Annotated in this window: 23 protein-coding genes; 16 read left to right on the top strand and 7 right to left on the bottom strand. The window is 63.1% G+C overall.

Translation table 11 applies throughout. The annotated features are described in order from the left end of the window. Positions 1–153 precede the first annotated feature (153 nt). From ACF8SD_RS10610 to ACF8SD_RS10600, 3 genes are all read left to right on the top strand, one after another. Positions 154–1308, top strand: coding sequence for a hypothetical protein (locus tag ACF8SD_RS10610; protein ID WP_173889626.1), 1155 nt, complete (start codon positions 154–156; stop codon positions 1306–1308). Positions 1309–1381: 73 nt separating this feature from the next. After that, positions 1382–2500, top strand: coding sequence for a glycosyltransferase 61 family protein (locus tag ACF8SD_RS10605; RefSeq protein WP_173889624.1), 1119 nt, complete (start codon positions 1382–1384; stop codon positions 2498–2500). Positions 2501–2538: 38 nt separating this feature from the next. Then, a complete protein-coding gene (locus ACF8SD_RS10600) occupies positions 2539–3339 on the top strand; it encodes an AraC family transcriptional regulator (RefSeq protein ID WP_392484872.1) in 801 nt (266 codons plus the stop codon). A gap of 36 nt (positions 3340–3375) precedes the next feature. On the opposite strand, the gene ACF8SD_RS10595 is transcribed toward ACF8SD_RS10600, so the two are convergent. Then, positions 3376–3957 (bottom strand): LysE family translocator, encoded by a 582-nt coding sequence (locus ACF8SD_RS10595; protein ID WP_392484870.1) that lies wholly within the window; start codon positions 3955–3957, stop codon positions 3376–3378. A gap of 309 nt (positions 3958–4266) precedes the next feature. Here ACF8SD_RS10595 and ACF8SD_RS10590 point away from each other — a divergent pair, with 309 nt between their 5' ends. Then, a complete protein-coding gene (locus ACF8SD_RS10590; protein ID WP_392484869.1) occupies positions 4267–5838 on the top strand; it encodes a TerC family protein in 1572 nt (523 codons plus the stop codon). Here ACF8SD_RS10590 and rarD read toward each other — a convergent pair. Further along, positions 5801–6688, bottom strand: a complete 888-nt coding sequence (rarD, locus tag ACF8SD_RS10585; protein ID WP_173889616.1) for an EamA family transporter RarD — start codon at positions 6686–6688, stop codon at positions 5801–5803. The genes ACF8SD_RS10590 and rarD overlap by 38 nt on opposite strands. A gap of 33 nt (positions 6689–6721) precedes the next feature. Then, positions 6722–8308 (bottom strand): EAL domain-containing protein, encoded by a 1587-nt coding sequence (locus ACF8SD_RS10580; RefSeq protein ID WP_392484868.1) that lies wholly within the window; start codon positions 8306–8308, stop codon positions 6722–6724. A 311-nt stretch (positions 8309–8619) separates the two neighbouring features. Here ACF8SD_RS10580 and hppD point away from each other — a divergent pair, with 311 nt between their 5' ends. After that, entirely contained in the window at positions 8620–9696 is a 1077-nt protein-coding gene (gene hppD / locus ACF8SD_RS10575) for a 4-hydroxyphenylpyruvate dioxygenase (RefSeq protein WP_173889612.1), read from the top strand. Between the two features lie 22 nt (positions 9697–9718). On the opposite strand, the gene ACF8SD_RS10570 is transcribed toward hppD, so the two are convergent. Together ACF8SD_RS10570 and ACF8SD_RS10565 are read right to left on the bottom strand one after the other, a co-directional pair. Beyond that, complete coding sequence (locus ACF8SD_RS10570; RefSeq protein ID WP_173889610.1) at positions 9719–10525, bottom strand: CSS-motif domain-containing protein; 807 nt, start codon at positions 10523–10525, stop codon at positions 9719–9721. Between the two features lie 131 nt (positions 10526–10656). Beyond that, positions 10657–11343: a type 1 glutamine amidotransferase domain-containing protein gene (locus tag ACF8SD_RS10565; RefSeq protein ID WP_392484867.1), complete on the bottom strand. Its 687-nt coding sequence runs from the start codon at positions 11341–11343 to the stop codon at positions 10657–10659. 242 nt (positions 11344–11585) lie between these two features. Here ACF8SD_RS10565 and ACF8SD_RS10560 point away from each other — a divergent pair, with 242 nt between their 5' ends. Continuing rightward, complete coding sequence (locus ACF8SD_RS10560; protein WP_392484866.1) at positions 11586–13574, top strand: ATP-binding protein; 1989 nt, start codon at positions 11586–11588, stop codon at positions 13572–13574. A 5-nt stretch (positions 13575–13579) separates the two neighbouring features. Here the strand turns inward: ACF8SD_RS10560 and ACF8SD_RS10555 are convergent, their stop codons facing one another. Both ACF8SD_RS10555 and ACF8SD_RS10550 read right to left on the bottom strand, forming a co-directional pair. Then, on the bottom strand, positions 13580–15196 hold the full coding sequence (locus tag ACF8SD_RS10555) for an ATP-binding protein (protein WP_392484865.1): 1617 nt from the start codon (positions 15194–15196) through the stop codon (positions 13580–13582). A gap of 78 nt (positions 15197–15274) precedes the next feature. Continuing rightward, entirely contained in the window at positions 15275–16330 is a 1056-nt protein-coding gene (locus ACF8SD_RS10550) for a HEAT repeat domain-containing protein (protein WP_144188517.1), read from the bottom strand. A gap of 168 nt (positions 16331–16498) precedes the next feature. Here ACF8SD_RS10550 and ACF8SD_RS10545 point away from each other — a divergent pair, with 168 nt between their 5' ends. The 10 genes from ACF8SD_RS10545 (at position 16499) to ACF8SD_RS10500 (ending at position 24235) form a co-directional block, all read left to right on the top strand. Beyond that, a complete protein-coding gene (locus ACF8SD_RS10545) occupies positions 16499–17176 on the top strand; it encodes a thermostable hemolysin (RefSeq protein ID WP_125854253.1) in 678 nt (225 codons plus the stop codon). After that, positions 17166–18617 carry an AMP-binding protein gene (locus ACF8SD_RS10540; protein ID WP_173889601.1) on the top strand — a complete coding sequence of 484 codons (1452 nt, stop codon included), beginning with the start codon at positions 17166–17168 and terminating at the stop codon, positions 18615–18617. The genes ACF8SD_RS10545 and ACF8SD_RS10540 overlap by 11 nt, the downstream gene beginning before the upstream one ends. 8 nt (positions 18618–18625) lie before the next feature. After that, entirely contained in the window at positions 18626–19306 is a 681-nt protein-coding gene (locus ACF8SD_RS10535; protein ID WP_029887138.1) for a TenA family transcriptional regulator, read from the top strand. Then, positions 19293–20099, top strand: a complete 807-nt coding sequence (locus ACF8SD_RS10530) for an SDR family oxidoreductase (RefSeq protein WP_054912784.1) — start codon at positions 19293–19295, stop codon at positions 20097–20099. The genes ACF8SD_RS10535 and ACF8SD_RS10530 overlap by 14 nt, the downstream gene beginning before the upstream one ends. Then, positions 20096–20737, top strand: coding sequence for a hypothetical protein (locus ACF8SD_RS10525; RefSeq protein ID WP_173889597.1), 642 nt, complete (start codon positions 20096–20098; stop codon positions 20735–20737). Before ACF8SD_RS10530 ends, ACF8SD_RS10525 begins: the two co-directional genes overlap by 4 nt. A gap of 2 nt (positions 20738–20739) precedes the next feature. Beyond that, a complete protein-coding gene (locus tag ACF8SD_RS10520; protein ID WP_173889595.1) occupies positions 20740–21402 on the top strand; it encodes a response regulator in 663 nt (220 codons plus the stop codon). Continuing rightward, positions 21399–22763, top strand: coding sequence for a sensor histidine kinase (locus ACF8SD_RS10515; RefSeq protein ID WP_173889593.1), 1365 nt, complete (start codon positions 21399–21401; stop codon positions 22761–22763). Before ACF8SD_RS10520 ends, ACF8SD_RS10515 begins: the two co-directional genes overlap by 4 nt. A gap of 83 nt (positions 22764–22846) precedes the next feature. Beyond that, positions 22847–23389 carry a chalcone isomerase family protein gene (locus ACF8SD_RS10510; protein WP_173889592.1) on the top strand — a complete coding sequence of 181 codons (543 nt, stop codon included), beginning with the start codon at positions 22847–22849 and terminating at the stop codon, positions 23387–23389. Position 23390: 1 nt separating this feature from the next. Then, positions 23391–23933, top strand: coding sequence for a DUF3833 domain-containing protein (locus tag ACF8SD_RS10505; RefSeq protein ID WP_173889591.1), 543 nt, complete (start codon positions 23391–23393; stop codon positions 23931–23933). Then, complete coding sequence (locus tag ACF8SD_RS10500; RefSeq protein ID WP_173889589.1) at positions 23930–24235, top strand: DUF6482 family protein; 306 nt, start codon at positions 23930–23932, stop codon at positions 24233–24235. Before ACF8SD_RS10505 ends, ACF8SD_RS10500 begins: the two co-directional genes overlap by 4 nt. The last annotated feature ends 7 nt before the right edge of the window (positions 24236–24242 follow it).

Here is a 24242-nt window from a genome sequence, read left to right as displayed (position 1 = left end):
CACTTGCCAAAGTGATTTGGGCCACCTTAAATTGTTACTGAATGTGAAGTTTATTTACGGTGTCACCGTTCAATATCAATGCGTTAAGTGTTTTTCGCTGTTTATCTGTTGTTCCGATACACCCCTGGCACTTCAATGGACGTGGAAGCAGAAATGAAAGCGACCTTGACCGCAGCGGCGCGGAAACTCATATCGCCCTCCACCCGTTACGAAATCAGACAGTTGGGTAGCCAAGTGCGTGAGGTCATGGCGCGCGCCTGTTTGTGGCGCTGGGAAGTTGCCAGGTTTCGGCTGCAACAGGAAAGCCCTTACGAGATCCTTTACATCGGCCGCAAGCACCAACGGGAAATGGCCAAGCTGCTGATTGGCGGCAAGGGGCAGGGCAGTGCAGCGATCGTGGAAAGCGCCAGTGCCAGCGCACCTGCCGACCATGTAGTGCTGATCAGCGAAATGCCCACTACCGGCGCGCTGTCGGTGCCGCACTATCTGAGCGCCGTGGTGCCACTGGGGCGCCCCCTGGAAGACATCACCGCGCGTTACGACAGTGAATTGCGGCGTAGCATTCGCAAGAACCGCCCGCTTTATCAGATGCGTCAGGCACTTGCCGATGACGAGATTGCCATGGCCGACCGTGAGCTGTTGCGGCCGTACGCGACTGCCAGGCAAGGCATTCATGCGGCGCAGTTTCCCACCGACGAAGTGTTCCGCATTGCCCAGAGTGTCGGGCGGCTCGACCTGATCACCTGCGGCGATGAGGTTATCGGCTGCCACCTTGGCTGCGAAGTGGTGCGCGATGGCAAGCGTTACTGGAGCACCTTGCGCTTCGGCTATTGCGAAGCGGTGTTTTCAGATGCCAAGAAGTTGCGCGAAGTGAACTCGATCACCACCTTCATGGCCTTGGAATGGGCACTGGAACACGGCTTCGATTATTACGACATCGGCCTGTGCCTGGCGCGCCCGGACGACGGCTTGCTGAAGTGGAAGCGGCGGCGTGGGGGCGACATCGATTCGTTGGGCAACCATGCTTACCTGTTCGTGCGGCTGCCGAAGACCGGCGCGGCGAAGTTTCTCTGGGACACGCCCATGTTTGCCATGGAAGGCGACAAACTGACCCTGCACCTGGGCCTGCCAGCAGGCCCCAGCGATGAGGAAGTTGCCAGCCGCTACCATGAGATGGTGTTCGGCGGCCTGCACAAGATCTACCTCTACGGCGACAACGCCATTGGCGAACCCTTCGTGCAAGCTCTGCGCAACCGCTACGCCAACCAGCAGTCTCCCCCCATCATGCAGCGCGTAGTGTGCAGTTGAAGGGGCGCAAGGATGCGTTGAGTCATCACTTTGCGCCTTGCGCTGAACCTTCGTCATCAAGGGGGGACGCTTCATGAGAAGCGACATCTCGCAGTTCAATGCTTCGCCGGCCGCTGCGCAACGCAGCTGGACCCTCGCTGCCTACCGCTACATCGCCCGCAAACGGCTGGGCAGAACCCCGCCGATCGACGTCAAAAGCCTTGCCAGCAAAAGTTGGGACATCGCCCCGGGCGAGACCACGGTGGCGCCACCGGCCATTTACCTGCCGGGGCAGTTGGAGCGGGTGACTGGATGGGAAGGCAAGCGGTTCTACCCCTACGTGCACCCGGCGCGCACCATGGAGGGTGGCATCAGTGCGTTGCAAGGGCCGACCCGTGGCTACCTGATCAAGGATGTCTGGCTGGTCGACGGGGCGTTGTACAAAGGTAAGGCCAGCCACTGGTTGTCGCAGAAGCCGAACACTTTCCCGCGCATTGTGGTGGACCATGAAATCGACCGCGCTGCCATCTACTGCACGCAGAATGGCAACTCGTGGTTCGGCACCTGGCTGATGGAGGATTGCCCCACGTATGCGCTGGCCTGCAACGAGGGTGTGCCGGTGACTACGGCACCGTCGGCCAGGTACCCGTTGTTCACCCAGGCGCCGGCCTACGAAGCCTGGTTGGACATGCAGCCGCTGCGCCTGCGCAGCGCGTTTTTCCGGGAGCTGGTGCTGTTCGACGATCAGAGCAACAACCGCAGCCGGCATGCCCGCTACCGTGCCATGGGCGACAAGCTGTTGGCGCATGTCGCCCATGCGCCGCACCCGGGTGTGTTCCTGCTGCGCGGCGGTGATGGTGACCTGCGCCTGCTGCGCAACGAGCTGGCGCTTGCCGAGCACCTGCGGGTTACTCGGGGTTTTCGCATCGTCAACCCGCTCAAGTCGGATGTGCCGAGCATCATCGCCGCCTGCGCCGGGGCCAAGGTGGTGATTGGCGTGGAGGGTAGCCAACTGGTGCATGGCGTTAATGTGCTGCAGCCCGGCGGCTGCCTGCTGACGCTGCAGCCGCCGAACCGCTTCGTTAGCTACTACAAGTACCTGACCGACCGTGATCATCAGCACTTCGGCTTCGTGGTCGGTCTGCCGGAGGGCGACGGGTTCAGGGTCGATATCGGTGAAGTGGAACGCACCCTGGACCTGTTCCCGCAATAACTGTGTAGTATCCAGGCACACGGCAACTGGGGATGGCAATGATCGAGGTATCACGGTTCTGGCGCGACCCTGCGCTACCCTTTGTCGAGGCCCGCAAGGTAGGTGACGGGCGCCAGGTGTGCTACGCCGCGCACTCCCACGAAAGTTTTTCCATTGGGGTGATCACCGGTGGGCGTAGCACTTACCTCAATGGCGATCAGCGCCATGAGGTTGCGGCGGGCACTACCGTCCTGATGAACCCTGGGGTCGTGCATACCTGCAACCCGATTGCAGGGGAGCCGTGGTCCTACCTGATGCTGTTCGTCGACTGGCCGTGGCTGCAAGCGCTGGGGTTCACCTTGCCGGTGCAGCCACTCAGCGCCTCTGCCGTGCTGTACCAACGGCTGTTGCAGGCTTTTGCCGAGCTGTTCGATGCCACTGTGCCGGACCGCGAGGCGCGCCTGGTCGCGCTGTTCCGCGAATTGCCCGCCCTGCTGCAGGGCAGTGCGCAGGTCGCCGAAGTGCGTAACCCACGGCTGGAGGCCGCAGCCGCGTTCATCCGTGCCCATCGCTGCGATGCACTGCGGCTTGAGGATATCTGTGCTGCCTGTGGCCTTTCGCGTTCCTACCTGATCCGGGCGTTTGGCCAGCACTTCGGGCTGACCCCCCACGGCTATCTGCTTGACCAGCGCGTGCAACTGGCGCGGGCGCAGCTGCGCCAAGGGCGGGCTATCGCCGAGGTGGCACAAGCAGTCGGTTTCGCCGACCAGGCGCACTTGCAGCGCGCCTTCAAGCAGCACCTGGCGGCAACACCGGGGCATTACCGCAATGCTGGCGCCCGCGCGTGCACGCCTGCATAGGCCAGCGTCTGCCGCCAAAGGCGGGCCGGGCCGGCCTCAGATCACCAGGTAAAGCGCACTGCCGCACAGCAGCACGGCCAACCCTCGGTTGAGCAGGCGCATATGCCGCGGGTTGCCCAGGTACTGGCGGATAACGCTCCCAGCCCAGGCCCAGCACGCTACCGAAACGAAACAGATTGGCCCGTAGATCCAGGTGAACAGCCACAGCAGATGCTGCTCGCCGCTCGTGTAGGCGCCAACCCCGGCCACCGCTGCCAACCAGGCCTTGGGGTTGAGCCACTGCATGGCGGCGCCATGCCAGGTCGACGGTGCCTGCTCGGAGTGTGCGCTGCCCAGCTCGCCGCTGTCACTGGCCAGTTTCCATGCCATGTACAGCAGGAACGCCACACCGCCCCAGTGCAACAGCAGGCCCAGCACCGGCCAGCGCACCAGCAGTTGGTGAAGGCCCAGGCCGACCAGCACCAGCAACACACAGAAGCCCAGCGTGGCGCCGGTCACATGGCCCAGGCTGGCCCGCAGGCCATGGCGGGCACCGCTGCCGAGCGCGACGATATTGACCGGACCGGGGGAGATGGAAGCCGCCAGTGCGAAGGCGGCCATGGAGAGGGACAAGCTCATGAAGGAGATCCATTTTGTTGTGAGGCGGCTATGCTGGCCGGTCGCGGGGTGGGGTGTATTGAACAAAAGTACCCGCACCAGGCGACCCGTCGAAATGTGCGCCCAGCGGCCGGCCTCATTCCGCCCGCCGGCCTGTTACAGGTTTTGTAATAGTTTTACGCTGTCGGACAATCCTGATGTCCTTGTAGCATCATTCTCCCTAATTGTTATCAAGGTCCATATGAGCACCTTCGCGGAGCCCCCCAGTTCGTGGCCGTCCTGGCCAAACCTTCCCCGTCCTCGTGACGCTGCCCTCGTGAGTACCCGCTAATGGAATGGCTAGCCGATCCTACGGCCTGGCTAGGCCTGTTGACGCTTATCGTCCTCGAGCTGGTGCTGGGTATCGACAACCTGGTGTTCATCGCCATCCTGGCGGACAAGCTGCCCCCGCAGCAACGCGACCGTGCCCGGGTCATTGGCTTGAGCCTGGCGCTGATCATGCGTCTGGGCCTGCTGGCCAGCATTTCCTGGATGGTCACCCTCACGGCACCGCTGTTCGAGGTGTTCGGCAAGAGCTTCTCTGGCCGTGACCTGATCATGCTGTTCGGTGGTGTGTTCCTGTTGTTCAAGGCCACCATGGAGTTGCATGAACGCCTTGAAGGGCATGTGACCCAAGCCAGCGGCACACTGCGTCATGCTGCGTTCTGGCCCATCGTTGCGCAAATCGTGGTGCTGGATGCGGTGTTCTCGCTGGACGCCGTGATCACTGCGGTAGGGATGGTCGAGCATCTGTCGGTGATGATGATCGCGGTGATCTTCTCGATCGGCATCATGATCGTTGCCAGTAAGCCGCTGACCCGCTTCGTCAATGCCCACCCCACGGTAATCATGCTGTGCCTGGGCTTCCTGATGATGATCGGTTTCAGCCTGACCGCCGAAGGCCTGGGCTTCCACATACCCAAAGGCTATCTGTACGCGGCCATTGGCTTCTCGATCCTGATCGAACTGTTCAACCAGCTGCACCGTGCCCGGCGCAAGCGCAGCCTGCAGCAGCATAAGCCGCTACGTGAGCGCACTGCGCATGCCGTGCTGCGCCTGCTGGGCGGCCGTCGCGTCGAAGCTGACGAGGTGGGCGAGGAAATCGCCGACCTGGTCGAGGGTGGCGAAGAACAGGTGCTGTTCGACCGGCGCGAGCGGGTGATGATCAGCGGCGTGCTGAACCTGGCCGAGCGGCCGATTCGCACGGTGATGACCGCGCGTACCGAGGTCGACGTGATTGACCTGGCGCAGCCGCCCGAGGCCATTGCCCAGGCCCTGGCCAACTCGCCGTATTCGCGCCTGCCGCTGATACGCGGCGGCCGAATCGACGAGCCTTTGGGCTTCGTGCACAAGAAAGAGCTGCTCAAGGAGCTGCTGTCGGGTAACCAGCCCGACTTGGAAGGCATGGCCCGGGTACCGCTGAACCTGCTGGAAAGCTTCAGTATCCTCAACGCCCTGGAGCAGATGCGCGACCAGTCCACGCACATTGCCTTCGTGGTCAACGAGTTCGGTGACTTCACTGGCCTGCTGACCATGACCGACATCCTGGAGTCGATTGCTGGCGAACTGCCGGATGCCAGCGAGGTTGACGGCCCTGGCATCGTGCAGGAAGGTGAGGGTTTCGTGGTCAGTGGTGCCTTGAACCTCAGCCAGGTGCAGGCGCGTACCGGCTTCAGCGCCCGGGCCACCGAGGACTATCAGACCCTCGCCGGGCTGGTGATGAGCCTGCTCGACCGCCTGCCAATGGTGGGTGATCAGCTGCGTTGCAATGGCTGGACGCTGACCGTGGAGGCGATCGAAGAACGGCGGGTAAGGCAGGTGCGCCTTACACCGAACGGCGACGTTGACGCAGCAGGTGCTTGAAACCTTCGAGCACCAGCACAAGCACGGCGGCCCAGATCGGCAGGTATGTCAACCACTGGTCTGGGCCGATGGTTTCGCCCAGCAGCAACGCCACGCCCACCAGCAGCACGGGTTCGACGTAGCTGAGCAGGCCGAACAGGCTGAACGGCAGCAAGCGGCTGGCCAGCACGTAGGCGATCAGGGCGCAGGCGCTGATCGCCCCCAGCAGCGGAATCAGTGCGTACAACCCTGGGTGCGCCTGCAGGTCGGCGCTGGAAAGCGGCCCCTGGATCACGAAATACAGCGCCCACGGCAGCAGCAGGCACATGTCGCACCACAGGCCACCGAGGTGGTCGGTGCCGCAGCGCCGGCGCAGTACGAAGTAGACGGGGTAACCGGTCACCACCACCAGGGTTTCCCAGGCGAAACTGCCATGCTGGTAGATTTCGTGGCCCACACCCAGTGCGGCGCTGGCCACGGCCACGGCCTGCAGGCGTGACAGGCGCTCGCCATACACCAGTCGCCCGGTCAGGACCATGGCCAGTGGCAGCAGGAAGTAGCCCATCGACACTTCCAGGCTGCGCCCGTGCAGGGGCGCCCACAGGAACAGCCACAATTGCACCCCCATCAGCCACGAAGTGCCGAGCATGCCGAGCAGTAGCACCGGCGTGCGGCGCACTCGCCCCAGCAATTGGCCGACGCGTTTCCAGTCTTTGGAAACCAGCATGAACAAGGTCAGGCAGGGCAGGGTCAGCAGCGTGCGCCAGCCGAATATCTCTTCGCCATCGAGTGGCCTGAGCAACGAAGTATAGAAGTACATCACGGCGAACATGCAGGACGCCACGACGGATGAAACAATGCCTTTTGACACGAATGCCTCGAATACAGGAGTGGAGCGGTTAGGTCAGCCGCCGATGATCTCAGGGGGCGCGGCTTGCGGCAACCGCGAGGCGCCCGGGCGGGTGGCCAGCGCTTCGAGAAACTGATCTGCAGGCATGGGCCTGGCGAACAGGTAGCCTTGCTGATAGTCCACGCCATGGCGAGCCAGGTAATCGCGCTGCGTTTCGGTTTCCACACCTTCGGCGACAATGCCCAGGCCCAGTTTGGCTGACAGCTCGATGATGGTTTCCAGGATATGCACCGACAGCGCATCGGCACCGATCATGGCCACGAAGCGCTGGTCAATCTTCAGGTAATCGACCTTGAACTGAAGCAGGTAGTTGAGGCTGGACTGGCCGGTACCAAAATCGTCGAGTGCGATCTTCACCCCCATGTCATCGAGCTTCTCGAACAGTTCAAGCGCCACGGGGGTGGGTTCGATGAGCTTGCGCTCGGTCAGCTCCAAGGTCAGTACTACCCGGCCTGGGGGGAAGTGCTGCAGGAACGTCCGGCAGTCCTCCAGCAAGGTCAGGTCGCGGCAGTGGTCGGCCGTGATGTTGATGCCCACGTGGAAGCCGTCCTCCAGCAACGTCGCATAGGGCGCCAGCGCTTGCGCAGTGTGCATCATCAGTGCCCGGGTCATGGCCACGATCTGCCCGCTGTGCTCCGCATAGGGGATGAACAGGTCGGGGCGTACCAGCCCCTCTTGAGGGTGGTTCCAGCGCATCAACACTTCGACGCCGGCCCAGCGGTAATCTCCCTTGCGCACCACCGGCTGGAAGTACGGCAGGAATTCGTCGGCCTCCAGCGCCCGCCTCAGCTCGGCGCGGGGTGAGTTGGCACGGCGCACCTGCCAGTGGCATACCAGGCCGGCGACCACGCCCAGGACCAGCAGCATGCCGAGCAGGGCCGGGTAATGGCTGCGCCACAGCCGGCTTTGCTCGGCGGCGCTGTACCCGCCCTGTACGCTTAGCGGATAACGCGTGGAGGCCAGCAGCACATTGGCGTGGTCAGCGACCGGTGGCTGGCCATGGTGCACGATGCCGTCCTTGCCCATCCAGGCGTCGCCGACGCGAATGTACAACGCTTCGTCGGCGCCTATCAAACGCAGCGCCGTCAGCAGGTGATCGCCGTCGACCGTGCTGATTGCGCCGTGGTCCCCTTGGCTGGCCCTGTACACCAACAGTGGGTGGCCGGGGGTGACCGAGTTGCCATCCATCAGCCACAGTTTGCCATCGACATAGTCAGCGGGGTTGACTGGCTCATCGAATGCGCCGAACAGCGACGTGCAATAAATGCTGTTGTGCCTGAACAGGTTGGTGGAGCGCACGAAGGCGTTGCGCGTGACCTGGGTACGCAGCAGCAACTGGGCTTGCTCGCAGGGAACGTCGGTGTGCGCCAGCAAGCTGTCGGCGGCGCTCGACAGGTTGTCAAGGATATGTTCGATATGGCCGAGCACGTGCCGCGTGGTGGCGTGGCTGCTGGCCTGCATTTCCCGTTCGATCTGCCAGCTCATGATCGCCAGGCCGCTCACTACCGGCACCATGCCGACCACCAGCGGTAGCAGGGTGCGCCAACTGAAGACGCTGCGGTGTTTGGCTGTAAGGGGCATGCTGGGTGGCTACGTTGAAGGGCTACGCTGAAGGGTCAACAGAGCATAGCCGTTAGTCGGGCAGAGGCCTTAACAAAAACGCGACAAAGGGATTTACGCAATGTAGAATCGGTTTACGAATAAAACAATAAGGTCCTTCAGTGCCGAAGGATCAAGCCCGCCGAGAATGGGTCCATATGACATACCATGGGTTCAAGCTGATCATAGGTGACTTCCTCGCCCGTAGCGTGCGAGGGATCCCGTGCTCCCCGCCATTTCTGTTCCGCATCCCACGCAATCATTAATTTTTAGCTGCAGATGAGGACACGAACATGGCAGATATCTTTGAAAATCCAATGGGCCTGATGGGCTTCGAATTCATCGAACTGGCGGCCCCGGCCCCAGGCGTGCTGGAGCCGGTATTCCAGATGCTGGGCTTCACCAAGGTCGCGACTCACCGTTCCAAGAATGTGCACCTGTATCGGCAGGGTGGCATAAACCTGATTCTGAACAACGAACCTAAAAGCATCGCGTCGTATTTTGCCGCGGAACATGGCCCATCGGTATGTGGCATGGCCTTCCGTGTGCGCAATGCCCATGAGGCTTATGCCCGTGCGCTGGAACTGGGCGCGCAGCCGGTAGAAATCGAAACCGGCCCGATGGAACTGCGCCTGCCGGCGATCAAGGGCATTGGCGGTGCGCCACTGTACTTGATCGACCGTTTCGAGGAAGGTAGCTCGATCTACGACATCGACTTCAACTTCATCGAGGGTGTCGACCGCCACCCGGTCGGTGCCGGCCTCAAGATCATCGACCACCTCACCCACAACGTTTACCGTGGGCGCATGGCCTACTGGGCGGGCTTCTACGAGAAGCTGTTCAACTTCCGTGAAATTCGCTACTTCGACATCAAGGGTGAGTACACCGGCCTGACCTCCAAGGCGATGACCGCCCCGGATGGCATGATCCGCATTCCGCTCAACGAAGAGTCGTCCAAGGGCGCCGGGCAGATCGAGGAGTTCCTGATGCAGTTCAACGGTGAGGGCATCCAGCATGTTGCCTTCCTGACCGATGACCTGCTCAAGACCTGGGACGCGCTGAAGGGGTTCGGCATGCGCTTCATGACGGCGCCGCCACAAACCTATTACGAAATGCTCGAAGAGCGCCTGCCCGGCCATGGCGAGCCGGTTGATCAGTTGCAGGCGCGGGGTATCCTGCTCGACGGCGCCTCGCAGCCGGAAGACAAGCGCCTGCTGCTACAGATCTTCTCGGAAACCCTGCTCGGGCCGGTGTTCTTCGAGTTCATCCAGCGTAAAGGCGACGACGGCTTTGGTGAAGGTAACTTCAAGGCCCTGTTCGAATCCATCGAGCGTGACCAGGTGCGTCGCGGCGTGCTGAGCACCGACTGATACGCTGGTGGTAGCGCCGCCGTCATGTCCCTTCGGCGGCGCGGCCACGCCTGTTGGCGCGCCCTTTCATCAGCGCCAGGAAAACCACCGAGGCGGTCAGAACCCCCACCAGCATCAGGGAGGGCAGGGTCTGGCGCATCGACTGGCGAATCTCCCGCGCGGTGAAGCCTTCGGCATAGCCGCCTACGACCCGGTATCCATATTTCTGCGAAAGCATGCTGGTCGAAAACTCGTCCTGCGAGGGGCGGGCGCCGGCGCGGCTGTCGCCGCCACTCCACAGGTAGCGGTCGTCGAATTCCAGCAGCAGCGTCAACCCGTCCTGGAAAGCGTCCAGCTCGCTGCGAAGCTGCGAGGCATATGCCGTGACGATGACCCCCTGGTTATTGTCGGCCGTATACAGGTTTACCAGCAGTTTGCGGCGGGTGTCGGCGAGCCCATAGGAAATCTCGACCTGGCGGCCAGATGTGGCAAATGCGGTCAAATCCTCCAGCGGGTCCGGCGTAGTACTGCAATAGGCCTGCTCGTCCTTTACCAGCGTGAGTGACCTGAGCATGGACAGGCTGGTGACTTGATCCTGCAAAGTGTTCATGGCGCTCGCACAAGGCTGCCCGGCCAGCGGTAGTGAACGCAACGCAGTTTCCTGCATGCGGTTGAATGCCTGATCGACACTGTAAACCGCTTCCTTCACGGAAATAGTCGCGTTTTCCGCAAGTTTCGTTTGCAGTTGCAGGATCATCACCAGCAACCCGGAAACCACGGGCACCAGCCCCACCACGATGAGCAACAGCAACTCCAGCATGCTACGCCCGGCGTTGACGATGTACGACATAGACCTATTGCGCTCCGCTGCAACGCTGTTCCAGTTGAACAGCCGAGCCCAAAGCCTAGGTTTTCAACGCTCGTACGGCTGTAGGCCGAAGAAAGCGAGTGTGACAGTAATTACGCAAACCTGCGTAAGCGTTATCTGCCCGCCAGCTGGACCAGCACCTTGTCGGCCAGCAACGCTGTTGAGGCTGGGTTCTGCCCGGTGATCAGCCGGTCATCGGCTACCACAAAAGGTTGCCAAGGATCGTCATGTTTGTTGTAACGACCGCCACGGGCGCGCAGCTCGTTCTCCGTCAGGAACGGTACTACCTTGTCCAGCTCGACCAGTTTCTCTTCCGTGTTGGAAAAACCCGTCACCTGACGGTCTTTCAAAAGCAGGCTGTTGTCGCTCAGCTTGACGTTGAGCAAGCCGACCACGCCATGGCACACCGCCGCCACCACGCCGCCGTTCTCGTATATTTGGCGCGCCAGCGCCTGGAGCGGCTGGTTGTCGGGAAAGTCGTACATTACGCCATGCCCGCCGGTGTAATAGATGGCGCTGTACTCGCCGACGACTACTTGCCCAGGGCTCAGCGTGCGGCCCAGGCGTGTCATGAAAGACTTGTTGTCATACCACTGCCAGTCCAGGTCCGGTGCCATCTGCAGACTATGTGGGTCAACCGGGACATAACCGCCCAGGGGGCTGACATAATCGAGGCTATAGCCGGCATCTTCGGCCTTGGCGGCAAAGTGCACGGCTTCACCCAGCCATAGCCCTGTCGCCCGCTTCAGAGCCGGGTACTTGGCGGTGTTGGTTAGCACTACCAGCATTTTTTTGCTCATGACCATACTCCCGTGGGCAGCCAGGGTGGGCCGACGCTCCCTGGCCCGAGGGAAAACCTAATGAGCATAGCTGCCACCTTGAAGTCCGCCATGGTGGGCAGTACGTGCTGTGCTAACTTCAATAGCATTACCCAGAGCCCCTTGGCTATGCTGGAGCCATGACATTGGTCGCCAAAAAATCATCACTTGGCCTTGAGCCACAGATCAGCCTTCATCCGCCTGCTGCCGCAGCCCGCAGGCCGATGGACGACCGGATCGTGCAACTGGACTGGAGCCGCACCTCGCTAGGGCCGCTGCCGCGCTGGCCGGCTTCGTTGCGCATTGCTGTCGATATGATGCACCTGTCGCCGTTCCCCTGTGCCGTGGTCTGGGGGCCAGACCTGACGGTGGTGCACAATGATGCCTACCGTGCATTGCGCGGCGGCGCTGCCGATGGGCTCGGCCAGGCGTTCGATACGCTGTGGCGCGAAGCCTGGCCGGCAGTCGGCCCTTGGGTTTTCAAGGCCTTGGAAGGGCAGTCGAGCTTTGTCGAGGACCCTCCCTTGCGCATCGGCAGTGACGCGCGCGGCGAGCCCCTCTGGTGCGCGTTCGGTTACGCGCCCCTGCACGATGAGCAAGGCGAGGTCGCGGGCTTTCTGCATACGGTGATCGAAACCACTGCCAGCGTCGAGGCCCACCGGCATTGGCGCGAGCAGGCGCAAGACTTCGAGCGGCAGGTCGAGCGCCATGTGCTGGAGCGCGAGCAGATCTGGCAGATGTCTCGGGATGCGATGATGATGGTTACCCCGGAGCTGAAGGTGCACGCCGCCAACCCCGCCTGGCACCGGGTGCTGGGTTGGGACGAGCAACAGATCCAGGGGTTGTCGGTACTGGAGCTGGTGCATCCGGCAGACCGGACCGAGGTGCAGGTGGTTGTGTCCGCGCTATTGCAAGCCAGCAGCGCCGATCAGATCGAGACCCGCTTGCGGCACCGCGAGGGGCATTACCAGACCTTTCGCTGGAGCGCGCGCTTCGATGGGCGCTTGCTGACTGTCGTTGGCCAGGATATCAGCGAGGACCGCGAAGAGGCCGCGCGCCAGTCTGAAGCGCTGATGCGCAACACTGAACGCATGGAAGTCGTGGGGCAACTGGCCGGGGGCATGGGCCATGAGTTGAATAACCTGCTTTCTGGTATCGGCGGCAGCCTTGAGCTACTCCAGCGCCGCCTTCAGGAGGGGCGCCCGGAGCGGATCGGTACTTATGTGGATGTTGCGCGCGATTCGGTGATGCGGGCCATGGAGCTGACCCACCGTTTGCTGGCCTTTTCCCGCCATCAACCCTTGGCGCCAAAGCCGCTGGATTTCAACCGGCAGCTGCGCCTGTGCGAGCCGCTTTTGCGCAGGACCCTGGGTGCAGAATTGTGTCTGCACTGGCAACTGGACGTCGCCCCGTGGGTGGTCAACCTGGATGTCGCCCAGCTCGAGAATGCATTGATCAACCTGTGTGCTAACGCCCGCGAGGCGTGCCTGGAACGTGGCAATGTCACGATCCGCAGCGTCAACGAACGCTTGACCGCCGCTTTCCCGGACGAAAACGGGCTACCACCAGGCGACTATGTGGCCTTGCATGTGGAGGACGACGGCCACGGCATGTCGGCTGCGGAAATCGCCAAGGCGTTCGAGCCGTTTTTCACCACCAAGCCCATCGGCCGTGGCTCCGGCCTGGGGCTGTCGATGGTCTACGGCTTTGTCGGCCAGTCGGGGGGCTATGCGTGGATCGAGTCGGCGCCGAACCAGGGGACCAAGGTGTCGATGCTGTTCCCCAGAACGTTCGAACCGCTTCCTGATGAGTGCAAACCGGTGCAAAGGCCGCAACGCATGGCCCAGGGCGAGCGGCTGCTGCTGGTGGATGACGAGCTCAATTTGCGCGCGGTCATGCGCGAATACCTGGTTGAGCGCGGTTTCCAGGTGGTTGACGCAAGCGACGCCAACACCGCATTGGAGCGGTTTCGCCATGACGGTCCGTTCGACCTGGTGATCACCGATATCGGTTTGCCGGGCGGCTTCAGCGGGCGCCAGGTGGCCAAGGCCATGCGCATGCAACTGCCACAGCAGAACATCCTGTTCATCACGGGCTATGCGGGGCAACCGGTGGAGCCCCAGTTGCTCGAACAGCCTGGCACAGCGTTGATGAACAAGCCGTTTTCGCTGGCAGACCTGGCAGACCAGGCGTTGCGCATGCTCGAACAGTGAGCCCCTCAGGGTTGGCCAAGGATCATGGCCACCCGTTCCTGCAGCTGTCGCAGTTCGAATGGCTTGCAGATCAGGTGCATATCGCACCCCAGAAAGCCCTCGCGCGCCATCGCGGTTTCCGCATAGCCGGTAATGAACAGCACCGGTAACCGGGGGCGCAAGCTACGTGCAATCTCCGCCAGTTGCCGACCGTTCATGCCGGGTAAACCTACGTCGCTGATCAGCAGGTCGATGGGTTGCGAGGCGCGTAGCACCTCAAGCCCCTCCTCGGCGTTGGCCGCACTCAGGCACGTGAAGCCATTGTCACGCAGGGCCTGGCACAGCAGTTCGCGAACATGCAGGTCGTCCTCGACCAACAGCACCCGGTGGCCGTGTGTGGCTTGCGCAGGTACCAACGGTTGGGCGGGCGAGGGTGCCTGGTCGATGTGACGCGGCAGGTACAGGTCTACCCGCGTGCCCTTGCCAATTTGGCTGTGCAGGGTGACATGGCCATGGGATTGCTTGCTGAACCCGTACACCATCGACAAGCCCAGGCCGATGCCTTGGCTGGTCGCTTTGGTGCTGAAGAAGGGTTCGAATGCGTGCTCCAGTGTGCTTGGCGCCATGCCCTGGCCGTTATCGATCACGCTCAGGCGCAGGTAATCGCCGGCGGTCAGGGGGCCGTCGGCCATGGGGCTGCTGTAGACATGCTGGTTGGTTGCCTCGATCCGCAGCAGGCCACCGCTGGGCATGGCTTCACAGGCATTGAGGATCAGATTGTCGAGGGCCTCGCGCAATTGCCGGTCGTCAGCTTCCGCGTTCCACAGGCCTTTGGCGATGCTCACCTGCAGCTTTATCCCAGGCTTGAGTTGAGCCTTCAGCTGCTTGGTCTGCAACAGGGTGTGCAGGTTGACGCATCGGCTGTGCAACGACTGCCTGCATGAGAAGGCCAGTAGACGGTGGGTCAGGCGGGCGGCGCGTGACACCGCTTCGCGGCCCAGGCGCAACACACTGTCCAGGCCGTCGGCGCGGCCTTGCTTGAGGCGCCGGTCGATCAGCTCGAGACTGCCGCCAATACTGGTGAGCAGGTTGTTGAAATCGTGGGCCACGCCGCCAGCGAGTTGGCCGATAGCTTCCATCTTGCGCGCCTGGAAGCGGGCCTGGGCGTAGCGCTCCGTCGGCTCATCAGGCTGGGCGAGCCCGTTATCCAGCCGCTGCTGCAGGTTTTTAAGCTGGTCGCGGGTCAGGTATTGCCGACGCCTGTGGCGCAGCGCGGACTGGGTCATGTGCAGCAGTTGGTCGTCGCCGAAAGGGGGCACCAGCAGGGTAAGGTTGCCGACCGGGTGATTGTGCACGCGGCTGGCCGACCATGCACCCTGGGTCACCAGCACGATGGGCAGATCCGACCAGTGCGGTTGCTGGTCGATAAAGGCCTGCAGCAGGGCACTAGGGCCTGCGTTGAACACCTGCTCGGCGATGATCGCCAGGCCGGCGCCTTCTGCCAGGCGCGCATGCAGGTGCCCCAGGTCGGTGGCACACAGGCAATCGATGCCGGCCGCCGACAGCAGGTGTGAGGTTTGCGCCGCCAACGGCGGTGGGGCGAGGATCAACGCACGTTCATCCAGCGCCAACGAACTGGCCAAGGCAATTCTCCTGCAGAGTGGCCTGATAACCACTGGACCCTGGGCACAGGCTCAGGGTTCAACAGGTTTCAGGCAGGCCTAGAGGCCTTGCTGCAGGGCGGGGTCATCCGGGTTTTGCTGCTCCAGCTCGGCCAGCAGCACCTGCACGTTCTGAAGTTGGCCGGATTCTTTCCAGTACTGGATCAGCAACACCCGCGCGCGACGGTTGGCCGGTTGCTGGCTGAGCACGGTTTCCAGCTGCTTCTGCGCCGCATCAACTTGCTCCAGCGCATGCAGGGTCACCGCCAGGGTATAGCGGTAATCGACGTTGTCCGGGTCCAGTTCAACCGCGCGGGACAGTGCCAGCAAGGCGTACTCACGTTGCTGGTGGCGGATCAGCCAGCGCCCCAGCTGGTATTGCAGGAAGGCCGAGTCCGGGCTGAGGGCCAATGCCTTGCCGAGCACCTGGCGTGAGGCATCGTGCTGGCCTTGACGTTCCAGCAGGCGCACCTGGGTGGCTAGCGCGTCGAGGTTGCCTGGGGCGACGGTCAATGCACGTTGCAGGGCTACCGCAGCTTGGGTGTAGTCATTTTCGTGCATGTACAAGCGCGCCAGGTGCACTTGCGCGTCTGCTTCCTCGGGTTGTTGCGCCAGCGCTTGCTGGTATTGCTCCAGGGCCGCCTGCAGCGGGCCGAAATACAGGCCTATGTCATCCGGGGAAAGGCCAAGCAAGGCGTCCACGGCAGCGAAGCGCACGCTTTGGTCGTCATCGTCCAGCAGCGGGCCAAGCACCAGGCTGCGCTGCGCGGCAGGCAGCAGCCGGCGGATACCTGCGATGGCGGCACGGCGCACCAGTGGCTCGGCGTGTTCCAGGTCTTGCCGGGCGATTTTCAAGGCCAGTGGCGAAGGGTAGTTGGGCAGCTCGGCGTACAGGGCTGCGCGCCGGATGGCGGGCAAGTCGGTGCGTTGCAACTGCTGGTAAAGCACCCTGGCAGCGCCGGGCCGACCGTCGTGCGCCTGGCGCAGGGCCTTGGCATAGCTATGCGCCGGCAAGGCCGGCTGGGCTGGCGGGGTATCGCGCCACAGGTACCCGAACAGCGCCGATACCAGGATCAACAGCAGCACGGCGATCAGGTAGCGGTTGCGTCTGGGCATCGTGGGGTCCATGGCGGCAAGAAGGGCTGAGCTTGGGCCAGGCGATAGATAAAAGCAACGGCTTGGCTATCGCCCCTTCGGTTTCCCGGCGTTTGTTCAGCCAGCTTCAGATTCCCTTCAGATTCGTCACTGATACTTCGCTCAACCCATTCATTAGGGGGGAGTCCCATGACCCATACCCTGTGGAGCAGCCTGCTCCCACTGCCGATAGGCACCCATGCAGCGCATCACGGCTGTTTGTCCCTGCACCTGCCGGGCGACCCTGACCGGGAAGAACTCGAGCACTTCATTCATCGCTGTTTCGCTGAAGTTCACCACGCTGATGTGCACCACTACTTGCCCGAATTGTTGGCATTGCGGGATAGCCATGGGCACTTGATTGCGGCGGCGGGTCTGCGCCCGGCCAGCAGTGGGCCGTTGTTTCTCGAGCATTACCTGGACGTCCCCCTGGAAACGGCGATTTCGCGACTGACCAGCCTGCCCGTTGCGCGCGAGTGCATGGTCGAGGTCGGCAACCTGGCGTCGCTGAGCGCCGGCAGCGCACGCATCATGATTACCGCCGTGACCTGGCTGCTTGCCACCCGCGGGCTGAAGTGGGTGGCGTTCACCGGTGCCTCCACCTTGATCAACAGTTTCCAGCGCCTGGGCCTGGCACCTACAGTGCTGGCGCAGGCCGACCCGGCACGCCTGGACGAGCCCGTTGCGCAATGGGGCAGCTATTACGCCCAGCATCCGCAGGTGTACGCGGGCGAAATCGGCCAAGGCTTCGACTTGCTGCGTAGCGCTGGTGTGTTTCGCCGCCTGGGCTTTCCGGTGCTGGACGAGGAGACCGGCCATGCCGCTTGAACTTGAACGTTTCTGGCAGGCATTGCTGGCCCATGGTGATGCGCCCGCGCTGGAAGGGGCCAGTGCACGCTACACCTACAAGCAGTTGCTTGCCGAGGTGCTACAGCGTGCCGAGGCCCTGCGCCAGCGTCAGGCCGGTGTGCTGGTGCTGGGGCTGGATAACGGTCCCGAACTGCTGTTGTGGGACCTGGCCGCGCTGGTCTCGGGGCGCGCCTGCGTGACGGTGCCCACCTTCTTCAGCCCAACCCAGTTGGAGCATTGCCTGCAACAGAGCGGCGCCAGCCTGGTGCTCGGCCCGCCCGCCTGGGAGAGCTTGCTCGGGCGGCTGGGTTTCGTCGACCAGCACGGCTTCTGGTCGCGGCCAGCGCTGCCTGCGGTGGCCCTGCCTGAAGGCACCGCCAAGGTCACCTACACCTCTGGCAGTACCGGCAACCCCAAAGGCGTGTGCCTGAGCGCGCAGGCCATGTTGCGGGTCGCACACGAACTGGAACAGGCCAGCCGGCCTACGCAGCCTCGGCGCTACCTCGCTGTGCTTCCGCTGGGCGTGTTGCTGGAGAACCTGGGCGTTTACGCCGCCTTGCTGGCAGGGGCCAGTGTCATGCTGTACCCACAGGCCCAGTTGGGCATGGGGGGGGCAAGCCAGGTCGATTTCAAGCGGCTGCTCGGGGCCATCGCCTTGAGCGGCGCACAAAGCCTGATTCTGGTTCCTCAACTGCTGCTGGGGCTGGTCACTGCAATCGAGCGCGGGCTGATGGGGGTTGGCATGCTGCGTTTCGTTGCGGTGGGTGGCGCCCGTGTGGCGCCCAGCCTGCTGGCGCGGGCCGAGGCCGTAGGCTTGCCGGTATTCGAGGGCTACGGGCTGTCGGAATGTGCCTCTGTGGTGGCGCTGAACCGCCCCGGTGCGGTGCGCCCGGGCAGTGTCGGCCGGCCATTGCCGCATGTGCAGGTGCGTATCGCCGAAGACGGTGAGGTGCTGGTTGCCGGGACCCTGCTGCTTGGCTATCTGGGCGACACGCCCAGCCAAACCGCGTGGTGGGCCACCGGCGACCTGGGCTTTTTCGATGATGAAGGCTACCTGCACCTGAACGGGCGCAAGAAACACCAGTTCATCACCAGCTTCGGGCGCAACGTCAACCCTGAATGGGTAGAAGCCGAGCTGACCCAGAGCGGGGTGATCGCCCAGGCGTTCGTTCATGGCGAGGGCATGCCGCGCAACGTGGCCTTGCTCTGGCCGCTCGCCCCGGGCACCACGGACGCGGCTATCGAGCAGGCCGTGCAGCACAGTAATGCCAGTTTGCCCGACTACGCCAGGGTGCATGCCTGGCGGCGTTTGCCAGCGCCATTCTCGGTCGCCGAGCACACCCTGACCGCCAATGGCCGCCCACGCCGTGAGGCGATCCTGCAGCGTTATCAATCCTTGTTGTCCGACATTCCGTCATGAGGTCTACCATGTCATTTTTCGACACCCTGCAGCTGCAAACCAGCCACGAACGTCAGGCTTTGTTCGCGGTGCCGGTCATTCGCGAGGCGCTGGCCGGCCAGGTCAGCCGGGCCAGCTACATCGCCTTCCTCACCCAGGCCTATTACCACGTTCGCCATACCGTACCGCTGATGATGGCGTGCGGCGCGCGGCTGCCGGCGCGGCTGGAGTGGTTGCGCGGCGCGGTGTGCGAGTACATCCAGGAGGAGTACGGCCACGAGCAGTGGATCCTCAACGATATCAAGGCCTGTGGCGGGGACTGGGAGGCGGTACGCGACGGCCGGCCTGCCTTGCCTATCGAGTTGATGGTTGCCTATCTGTACGACCTTATCGCACGGGGCAACCCGGTGGGGTTGTTCGGCATGGTCAACGTGCTGGAGGGCACCAGCATCGCCCTGGCCACCCATGCTGCCGGGGCGATCCAGAGCACCCTCGGGTTGCCCAACCAGGCCTTCAGCTACCTCAGTTCCCACGGCGCGCTGGACCAGGACCACATGGTCACCTACAAAAGCCTGATGGACCGGCTGGACGACGTGGCCGACCAGCAGGCGGTGCTGCACGCCGCCAAGGTGGTGTACCAGCTGTATACCGCCATGTTCGAAGGTTTGCCACGCACTGAGCATGCCGAGGTGCAGCATGCGCTTGCATGAGTCGGTGGTGGTGCTGACCGGGGCCAGTGGCGGCATCGGCCTGGAACTGGCCGAGCAATTGTGTGCAGCCGGTGCCCGGGTCCTGGCGGTAAGCCGGCACATGGGCAAGCTGGCGGGTCTGATGAACCGCTACCCTGAGCGCCTGCGTTGGCAAACGGCCGACCTGCGTACGCCGACCGGGCGTGAACAGGTGGTCAGCCGCGCCCGTGAAATGGGCGGGGTCAATGTGCTGATCAATGCCGCCGGTGTAAACCGTTTTGCCTTGCTGGACCAGTTGGACGAGTACGCGCTGGATGAATTGCTCGACATCAACATCAAGGCGCCCCTGCAGCTGACCCGTGCCTGCCTGCCCCTGCTGCGCGAGCAACCCAAGGCGCTGGTGGTGAATGTCGGTTCCACTTACGGCTCGATCGGCTACCCCGGCTACGCCACCTACTGTGCCAGCAAGTTCGCCCTGCGCGGTTTCTCCGAGGCGTTGCGCCGTGAGTTGGCCGATACCACGGTGAATGTGCTGTATGCCGCCCCGCGGGCCACCCGCACCACCATGAACAGCAGCGCCGCGACCGCGCTCAACCAGGCGCTGAAGGTTGGCATGGACGACCCGGCTGATGTCGCCCGCGCCGTGCTCGTGGCCGTCCAGTCGGAACGCAGCGAGCTGTATCTGGGGTGGCCGGAAAAGCTCTTCGTACGCATCAACGGCATGTTGCCTGGGGTGGTCGACCGTGCCCTGCGCAAGCAATTGCCTGTCATTCGCCGCTACATTGGCGGCCATATCAAGGAGTCGAGCAAATGAAGCGACTGGCCTTCATCAGCCTGCTGGCGTTCACCCCGTTCACCTGGGCACTGGACCCAGCCGGCAACCAGCAACTCAGCGCGCTGCAACAGCGTTGGGCACAAATCCAGTACCAGACCCCCAAGGCCCAACGTGCCGATGCCTTCGAGCAGTTGTCCGGTGATGCGGCGGCATTCGTCAGGCAGCACCCCGGCACCCCCGAGCCGCTGATCTGGGAAGGCATCATCAACAGCAGCTGGGCTGGCGCCGTGGGCGGGCTCGGTGCGCTGGGCAAGGTCAAGTCAGCCAAGGCGAGCCTGGAGCAGGCCATGAAGCTGGACCCTGATGCGCTGCAGGGCTCGGCCTATACCAGCCTTGGCACGCTCTACGATCAGGTGCCGGGCTGGCCGATAGGCTTCGGTGACAGCGACAAGGCGGACCAGCTGTTGCGCGAAGCCCTCAAGATCAACCCCAACGGCATCGACAGCAACTATTTCTGGGCCGACCACTTGTACCGGCAAAAGCGCTACGCTGAAGCCACTGCTGCCTTGCACAAGGCTATGCAGGCGCCGCCGCGGCCGGGCCGTGAACTGGCGGACCAAGGCCGGCGGGCGGATATCGCGGCTTTACTCAAGGCAATCAAGGACAAACAGGACTGAACATGCGGCTACTGCTGGTTGAGGACGATACCGCACTGGGGGAGGGGATCTGCGATGGCTTGCGCCAGGAGGGTTATACGCTCGACTGGTTGCGCGACGGGCAGAATGGCATGCACGCGTTGCTGCATGAAACATTCGACCTGGCCATCCTGGACCTGGGCTTGCCGCGCCTGGATGGCATCGAGGTACTGCGGCGCGTGAGAGGCGCTGGCAATAGCTTGCCGGTACTGATCCTCACCGCGCGGGACGCTCTGGATGATCGCATCGCCGGGCTGGATGCCGGCGCTGACGACTACCTGGTCAAGCCGTTCGACCTCAACGAGCTGAAGGCCCGCTTGCGGGCTTTGCTCAGGCGCAGCGCCGGGCGTGCCAAGGTATTGATCGAGCATGCGGGGGTCATGCTCGACCCCGCTACCCAGCAGGTGCATTACAAAGGGCTGGAAGTGATATTGACCCCCAAGGAGTACCGCTTGCTGCATGAATTGCTGGCCCAGCCGGGCAAGGTGTTCACCCGCGAACGCCTGACACAGCTGCTGTATGGCTGGGATGAAGAGCCTGAGAGCAATACCCTGGAAGTGCACATCTACCACCTGCGCAAAAAGCTCTACAACGGCCTGATCCGCACGGTGCGGGGCATTGGCTACCTGGTCGAGGGCAAGGCATGACCTCGTTGCGGCGAAGGACGTTGTGGCGGGTCATGCTGCTGTTGCTGCTGGGCACAGGCCTGCTGACGCTGTACAACTACCATGACAGTCGCCATGAAATCAACGAAGTGTACGACGCCCACCTGGCGCAGAATGCCCGCCTGCTACAGGGGGTCATGAGCCTGCCGGTCCAGGGCGGCTCGCGCCAGGCCATGTACCAGGCTTTCAACGACGCCTTGGCCCAGGCCGGCCACCACCGGGTTGGCCACCCCTACGAGAGCAAGCTGGCATTCCAGGTATGGGGTGAGGGGGGCGTGTTGCTGGTGCATACACCCAGTGCCCCGCAGCTGTCGCTGCCGCCATCCGAACCCGGGTTCTACGACTTTTCCAGTGGTGACCGACAATGGCGCGGCTTCGTGTTACCGGTGCCCGAAAAGCACTGGGTCATCTGGGTGGGTGAACGCGATGATGTGCGCTACGACCTGATCGACCGGATCGTGCGCCATACCTTGTTCCCCTTCCTGCTCGGCAGCCTGGCCCTGGTGTTGCTGGTATGGGTAGCGATCGGCTGGGGGCTGCGCCCCTTGCAGAACATGGCCACGGTCATTCGCGCGCGCCACGCCGATTCACTCGAACCCTTGCGCCTGGCGCCATTGCCCTCGGAGCTGGAACCCATGCAAGCGGCCATCAACCGCCTGCTGGCGCAGATCGAAGACATGTTGCGGCGCGAGCACCGCTTCATTGCCGACGCCGCCCATGAAATGCGCACGCCGCTGGCGGTATTGCGCCTGCATGCCCAGAACGCACTCGAGGCCGCGAGCGAGGCCGAACGGCACAAGGCGCTGGGCTTTCTGATTGGCGGTGTGGACCGGCTGACCCGGGTGGTCAACCAGTTGCTGACCCTGGCCCGTGTCGAACCGCGCCTGGGCCAGCACGCCGCGGTCAAGGTCGACCTGGGTGAAGTGGTCACCGACACGATGGCCGAGCTGACCCCCTGGATACTCGACCGCGGCCTGGAGCCATCGCTGGATATCGGTGAGGGTGATCACCACCTAGGCATCGACGCCGGTGCGTTGACCATCGCGTTCCAGAACCTGGTTTCCAACGCCGTCGAGCACTCGCCCCCGGGAGGGCGCATCAGCGTACTGCTCAGGCGCCTGGAAAACCGTTTCGAGCTGATCGTGGAGGACGATGGCCCAGGTATCGAACCGGCCGACATCGCGCGCGTATTCGAGCGCTTCTACAGCCGTAACAGCCCCAACGGTGCCGGGCTGGGGCTGTCCATTGTCGCCACCATCATTGACCGCCTGGGCGGTCATGTTCACCTTGAGAACCGACCGAGCGGGGGCTTGGCGGCAACCCTGCGGCTGCCTTTGAAGTGATGCAAAAAACTGTACGTTCTGGGTGACAAACCTGTACAAGCTGCTATGTTTGTACAATATTAGTCACGGCAGCCGAGGCCAGCATGGCAGTCCCAGCCCGATTCGCATCCCTGTGTCTGTTGCTGACCGCCCTGGCCACGGCGGCTGTGGCGGACTGGCGCGTGGATGTGCCGGCCGCACAACGGCTGGGTGAAGGCGATTTCAGCTGGTGGGGCCTGCGTTTGTACAGTGCGCGGCTGTGGGCAGCTGGCCCCGTGCAGCGCTGGGATGAGCCGTTCGCGCTGGAGCTGCGATACCACCGCTCGCTGTCCAGAGACACCTTGGTCGAAGCCAGCCTTGCAGAAATGCGCAGGCTCGACGGGGGCAGCATGACGGCACAACGCAGCGCGCAATTGACCGGGCTATTGCAACAGGCATTCGTCGACGTGCACCCCGGCATGCGCATCACGGGTGTTTACCTGCCGGGCCAAGGCTGCCGGTTTTACGTTGACGGCAAACTCAGCCGCGCAATCACCGACCCTGTCTTCGCACGGGCATTCTTCGCCATCTGGCTTGGCCCGAATGCCAGGGACCCACAATTACGGCAGCGCTTGCTTGGGCTGGCCGGCACCGATGGAGAGCCGTGACATGAACGTTGGCAAAGCGCTGTTACTGGTTGGCTGCCTGCTGTTGGGCAGTTGCGGCAACGTGGGGGTCGAGCATTATGCCGGTGAGCAACCCAAGTTCGACCTGGCTGCGTTCTTCTCCCGACCGGTTCAGGCCTGGGGCATGTTCCAGAAGCGTTCCGGCGAGGTGGTCAAGCGGTTTCATGTGCGCATCGACAGCCGCCGGGAAGGTGAGCGGCTGATTCTCGACGAGCACTTCGTGTACAGCGACGGTACGCGCCAACAGCGCACTTGGACCTTGGTGCCGGATGGGCCTGGGCGCTGGCGGGGCACGGCCGGCGACGTGATCGGCGAGGCCCGCGGCGAAGTGGCGGGCAATGCGCTGCGCTGGCGCTACCGGCTGGACTTGCCGGTGGACGGCAAGCACTGGGAGGTGGACCTGGACGACTGGATGTACCTGATGGATGACGACACGCTGATCAACCGCTCGAGCATGAGCAAACTAGGTGTGGAGATCGGCCAGATCACGCTGTTCTTCCGCCGTCTGCCGGAGGCTACGCCATGAACCTGAATGCATTGGCCCAGCACGTGGATGCGGGCGAGATCGAAGAGCTTGAAGTGCTGTCGCTGGAAGGTGGCTTCTACGTTCTGCGTGCCATTACCGCAACCGGCCCGGTTACCTTGAGCGATGCGCAAGGGCAGCCTGTGCGGGTGCGCTCCACCACCGAACTGCGCGATTTGCTGGCCGACATGGCAGAGGTGCCATGCGTGCTGGTGCAGCAGTTGGTGCATGATGAAATGTGCGGGCAACGTGACGGCCCCATCGCGCCATTGCGCGTGCCGATTACCTTGGCCAGCCAGTGGTAGGCCGCCC

The organism is Pseudomonas sp. CJQ_9 (genome assembly GCF_043106615.1).
In the GTDB taxonomy this organism is placed as follows: domain Bacteria; phylum Pseudomonadota; class Gammaproteobacteria; order Pseudomonadales; family Pseudomonadaceae; genus Aquipseudomonas; species Aquipseudomonas juntendi.
The sequence above is the reverse complement of the archived record's forward strand: the minus strand, read 5'-3'. Positions and strand labels throughout refer to the sequence as shown.

What these genes read in the sequence shown, in the direction of transcription:
- ACF8SD_RS10610 (WP_173889626.1), top strand. Translation starts at nt 154, where the DNA reads ATGAAAGCGACCTTGACCGCAGCGGCGCGGAAACTCATATCGCCCTCC.
- ACF8SD_RS10605 (WP_173889624.1), top strand. Translation starts at nt 1,382, where the DNA reads ATGAGAAGCGACATCTCGCAGTTCAATGCTTCGCCGGCCGCTGCGCAA.
- ACF8SD_RS10600 (WP_392484872.1), top strand. Translation starts at nt 2,539, where the DNA reads ATGATCGAGGTATCACGGTTCTGGCGCGACCCTGCGCTACCCTTTGTC.
- ACF8SD_RS10595 (WP_392484870.1), bottom strand. Translation starts at nt 3,957, where the DNA reads ATGAGCTTGTCCCTCTCCATGGCCGCCTTCGCACTGGCGGCTTCCATC.
- ACF8SD_RS10590 (WP_392484869.1), top strand. Translation starts at nt 4,267, where the DNA reads ATGGAATGGCTAGCCGATCCTACGGCCTGGCTAGGCCTGTTGACGCTT.
- ACF8SD_RS10580 (WP_392484868.1), bottom strand. Translation starts at nt 8,308, where the DNA reads ATGCCCCTTACAGCCAAACACCGCAGCGTCTTCAGTTGGCGCACCCTG.
- hppD (WP_173889612.1), top strand. Translation starts at nt 8,620, where the DNA reads ATGGCAGATATCTTTGAAAATCCAATGGGCCTGATGGGCTTCGAATTC.
- ACF8SD_RS10570 (WP_173889610.1), bottom strand. Translation starts at nt 10,525, where the DNA reads ATGTCGTACATCGTCAACGCCGGGCGTAGCATGCTGGAGTTGCTGTTG.
- ACF8SD_RS10565 (WP_392484867.1), bottom strand. Translation starts at nt 11,343, where the DNA reads ATGAGCAAAAAAATGCTGGTAGTGCTAACCAACACCGCCAAGTACCCG.
- ACF8SD_RS10560 (WP_392484866.1), top strand. Translation starts at nt 11,586, where the DNA reads ATGGACGACCGGATCGTGCAACTGGACTGGAGCCGCACCTCGCTAGGG.
- ACF8SD_RS10550 (WP_144188517.1), bottom strand. Translation starts at nt 16,330, where the DNA reads ATGCCCAGACGCAACCGCTACCTGATCGCCGTGCTGCTGTTGATCCTG.
- ACF8SD_RS10545 (WP_125854253.1), top strand. Translation starts at nt 16,499, where the DNA reads ATGACCCATACCCTGTGGAGCAGCCTGCTCCCACTGCCGATAGGCACC.
- ACF8SD_RS10540 (WP_173889601.1), top strand. Translation starts at nt 17,166, where the DNA reads ATGCCGCTTGAACTTGAACGTTTCTGGCAGGCATTGCTGGCCCATGGT.
- ACF8SD_RS10535 (WP_029887138.1), top strand. Translation starts at nt 18,626, where the DNA reads ATGTCATTTTTCGACACCCTGCAGCTGCAAACCAGCCACGAACGTCAG.
- ACF8SD_RS10530 (WP_054912784.1), top strand. Translation starts at nt 19,293, where the DNA reads ATGCGCTTGCATGAGTCGGTGGTGGTGCTGACCGGGGCCAGTGGCGGC.
- ACF8SD_RS10525 (WP_173889597.1), top strand. Translation starts at nt 20,096, where the DNA reads ATGAAGCGACTGGCCTTCATCAGCCTGCTGGCGTTCACCCCGTTCACC.
- ACF8SD_RS10520 (WP_173889595.1), top strand. Translation starts at nt 20,740, where the DNA reads ATGCGGCTACTGCTGGTTGAGGACGATACCGCACTGGGGGAGGGGATC.
- ACF8SD_RS10515 (WP_173889593.1), top strand. Translation starts at nt 21,399, where the DNA reads ATGACCTCGTTGCGGCGAAGGACGTTGTGGCGGGTCATGCTGCTGTTG.
- ACF8SD_RS10510 (WP_173889592.1), top strand. Translation starts at nt 22,847, where the DNA reads ATGGCAGTCCCAGCCCGATTCGCATCCCTGTGTCTGTTGCTGACCGCC.
- ACF8SD_RS10505 (WP_173889591.1), top strand. Translation starts at nt 23,391, where the DNA reads ATGAACGTTGGCAAAGCGCTGTTACTGGTTGGCTGCCTGCTGTTGGGC.
- ACF8SD_RS10500 (WP_173889589.1), top strand. Translation starts at nt 23,930, where the DNA reads ATGAACCTGAATGCATTGGCCCAGCACGTGGATGCGGGCGAGATCGAA.